The sequence below is a fragment of the Microcystis sp. BLCC-F209 genome (genome assembly GCF_041928595.1).
Lineage (GTDB): Bacteria > Cyanobacteriota > Cyanobacteriia > Cyanobacteriales > Microcystaceae > Microcystis.
This window is the reverse complement of record NZ_JBHFLL010000347.1, coordinates 1-3669: the sequence shown is the minus strand read 5'-3', so window position 1 is coordinate 3669 and position 3669 is coordinate 1. Positions and strand designations below refer to the sequence as shown.

Here is a 3669-nt window from a genome sequence, read left to right as displayed (position 1 = left end):
CAAGGGCAAACACTTCAGGATAGTCGATTAATTGTAAACTAGAACGGGTTAATAATTTGCCTTGTGCTGTTTTCTGACAATCTAAATTATTGATCCAATCCTGTGCCTCAGTTCCTGCTGTCCACAATAATAAATCAATGGGGACAACCTCATTTGTATTATCTTTAAATACGGTCATGGAATTAGCGATAACTTCCTTTAATCCCGTGTTTAAATAGAGACTAACATTCTTGGCTAAAAGGGAACGGTAGGACGCAACACGCACCGATTTAGGAAAGTTTTGCAGTATTTCCTCGTTCCTTTCCACTAGATGAACTTTGCCTTTTTTTCCTAAACGATCAGCCACCTTACAGGCTAATTCTACACCATTGAGACCGCCACCAATAATTGCTAAATTAATTGAGGATTTTCCTTGAGTTTCTAAGTCATGAATTGCCGTTTGTAATCTTTCCACATCCTCTAAACTCCGAAAAGTTAGCCCATAATCGGCTAACCCCGGTATAGCTGGCCAACGATTCCGTACTCCCACCGCTAAAATCAGGTAATCGTAATCTATAATCTCCTCATTTTCTAAATATACTTGATGATTATTTAAGTCAATATTACTGGCTTTTTGAGTTTTTAAATTAACCTGAGTTCCTGTTAATAATTGACGGTAGGAGGGAGCAATTTCCCAGCGTTGCAATTCTCCTGTAATTAGTTCATAGAGAAGGGGAGTAAAGAGAAAATGGTCTTTCGGTTCGACTAAAGTTATTTGCCATTGACCCGATTTTACTGCTGTTAATCGACTCAGATCGAGCGCCGTGTATAACCCTCCAAAACCCCCCCCCAAAATGCAAATCTTAGTCATTAGGTTATTCATGGATTTTTATTCTCAGTTGTGTTTAAGATGGGTTTCAGTTCCGAAACTAATTGTTCTGAACGAATAATTCTCGCCGGGGGCAAAAGATGATAGTGAGTGTCAGCAAAAATAGTAGAATCGGTCTTAATATTCAAGTCTTTTGGTTCATAAATTGTTGGCACAACCCGACTTAATTCTTCGGCAGATTTGCAAATATTAGCAACGGTTTTACCTTCATTTTTGGCATAAACCTAGAGCAAAGAAACCACCAGAGTTCCCCCTTTTGCTTCTAAATCTTTCTTGAGTTTTTCAATCACTTTAATTGAGTGAGCAGAGCCAGCACTATCAAAAGTCATTTGCCACCATTTCCCTGTTTTTTCCTTAACTATAGTTGCATCTCCTGTATTAGTAATTGGATCGGAAAGATAACCCGTCATTCTGCCTTTGGTGAATAAATCAACCATCGATTTAGTGACTGGACGCATCCCCAGAATACCTAATAACCAAGTGTCCTTGATCGTGGTTTTTAAAGGTATCCCACCTAACCCTGGTTTACCAATAGCGACACTAAAAGGTGCTGATCCCCAAAGTCCTTCGCCGCGATTAAAACCGTCCTCATCCATGAGCATGAGATATTCGGGAATCAGCAGAATTACGTCCCCCTGGCGCGCTTTTTCGAGAATCATAATAGATTCTCAGGCTGAATAAAAAGGCCTCAAATCAAATATACCAAGCATTGTCGATCATCTTATCTAATTCAATGTAGGGCGCAATGTTATCTGCAAGGACAAATTTCATAAATAAACCGAGGGAAAGCCAACGCAAACCCTTCTCGAAGTTTTCTCCTGTAAATTTGAGGCGAAATCCCCCCATCTGTGGTAATAAATCCCAGCGACGATCGATCAGACCTGGGACAATTTGGGGGAAAAAGGAGATAAAATTGACATAATCGAGGACGGCTAGGGGTTTCTTTTTCTTTTCCCGTAGGGAGTCCACCACGAAAGCCACCATCTGGAAGGTATAGAAGGATACCCCTGGTGGGATTTGGCTAGGCACGGGAATCGGAGAAAGTTCCTGCCAGTCAAGGGGGAGGGAAACGAATAATCCGATGATTTCCTGGACGAAAAAGCCGAAATACTTGAAGTAGGCGAGGACGAGAATATCGATGACGATAACGATAGTGGCTAGGAGATTCCTTTTCCAGCCGCTCATTCAAAATATAAAATCAGAGTAATTCAAGGCTTGTTAACTCCTGATGGTCTGTGTTACCTTGTTTGAGATCGGTTTCCTCACTTCTGATGCTCACAGAGGAGGGATTTTCTTGACAAGCCTATCAAACTTTGTCAGACTTGTCCGTAAAATTACCTCCAGCAATCCTCAACAGGGTAAGCGCATCTTAACAATCCTTGACAAAATGAACTTTAGGTGAGTTGCTTGTCCAGAGAGCGATTCAGACATATTTGAGGAAAATTGCCCATCTCAATTGTTAAGCAAAAATCGACCCATTTGGTCGATTTCGTGACTATTCTGATTGACTGGTATCACTTGCAATGCCGCACAGCAAACGGATCACAAAATTGGCCAATTGTCAATAGCGTTTAAGATGCTCTCACCCTGGTTGCTGCTTAAATTAACCCGCACCAACAAGTTATTAATTATCGGTTAATTTCCCTGATTCATATAGTCTTAAATTGGCCAAAAGCGCGGGGATGGCCAGCTTTTTGGGAACAAAGAAAATAGCGCACGGGTTCGTAATGATTTTCAGCACTAAAAGGGGAACAGAAATGATCTGCGAGTAAATCTTCTCGCACAAAGAAAGCATTCACTCCCGAAAAACTACAAGCTACCAATTTATAACCCTTTTGATGACCAAGTTTTTCTAGAGCTTTCAAACTTGATCCCATATGACTATTATATTTCCATTGGTGACTGGGATTATACTGCATCACCCAACTGGATTCGGGGGGATAAATAGCATTATATTCAAGAATTACCACCCGGGGACGATAATTAGTAATTGCTTGCCAGACCCAATAATCATTACCATCAATATCAATGGATAATAAATCTAATTCTGTCGGTACATTGCCCTCTCGAAACAAGTCTTCAATATTTTCGGCAGTGATAAAAGTATTTTTTAAATTTAATTGTTGCTTAGCAATTAAATCTTCAAAAGATTGGCGAATACTTTTACAAAATCGCTCACTGCCTTCAATCCAATAACCTTGCCATCCTTTCACTAACAAATAGGTACTATTATTTTCTAAACCGTTGCCAACTCCAAATTCCACAAAGAATTTATTTGTGGTTCCAATGCGATTAAAAATTTCGCTAATAATGCCATCTTCCCCCGCTTGAGAAAAAACCTTAAATTCGTAGCGGTTTAGTTTTTTAGGGCTATCATATTTTGGGTTTTTATGCAAGTTTTCTAGCAGATAATTATCAATTTGTAACTCTGTTAGTATATCTTGATATTTTGAGGAGGAACTATTCAGAGACTTAAGGTTTTTGAGAATCTCTGGGATTGCTTGCCAAGGTGATGCCATACTTTTGAGAAAGTTTTTCATGGATTTTAACTACAATTAACGAGTATTTTTTGATTCGATGGGTTGTTTAGATAACACCTGTGAATAAGGGAGTCGGAGAAGAATTTTTTTTGCCTAATATTGAAACACTTTCAACTGATAGCGTTTGCCTGGTAAACGCAGTATATAGACAAATCGACGCATTATATCGGCCAATCTACCGGTAATATTAATGCCAAAACTAGAGACAAGGGCTGATTGTTTACCCAGGGTTAACATATCACCTAAATGCAGATAATAATA

The 3669-nt window shown here is 39.4% G+C and carries 2 protein-coding genes and 3 pseudogenes; all 5 read right to left on the bottom strand.

The genetic code is table 11. The features are described 5' to 3' along the window. A partial coding sequence (locus ACE1AQ_RS23215) for an NAD(P)/FAD-dependent oxidoreductase (protein ID WP_374809303.1) occupies nucleotides 1-862 on the bottom strand: 862 nt, incomplete at its 3' end. After that, nucleotides 859-1527, bottom strand: a pseudogene (locus ACE1AQ_RS23210) (hypothetical protein); the annotation flags it as partial. The gene ACE1AQ_RS23215 and the pseudogene ACE1AQ_RS23210, both read right to left, overlap by 4 nt. Nucleotides 1528-1564: 37 nt before the next feature. Further along, a pseudogene (locus tag ACE1AQ_RS23205) lies at nucleotides 1565-2053 on the bottom strand (MBOAT family protein); the annotation flags it as partial. 464 nt (nucleotides 2054-2517) lie between these two features. After that, the gene (locus tag ACE1AQ_RS23200; RefSeq protein ID WP_008204937.1) at nucleotides 2518-3408 is read right to left on the bottom strand and encodes a hypothetical protein; all 891 of its coding nucleotides are present in this window, start codon (nucleotides 3406-3408) and stop codon (nucleotides 2518-2520) included. Nucleotides 3409-3504: 96 nt separating this feature from the next. After that, nucleotides 3505-3669: pseudogene (locus tag ACE1AQ_RS23195) on the bottom strand (NAD(P)/FAD-dependent oxidoreductase); the annotation flags it as partial.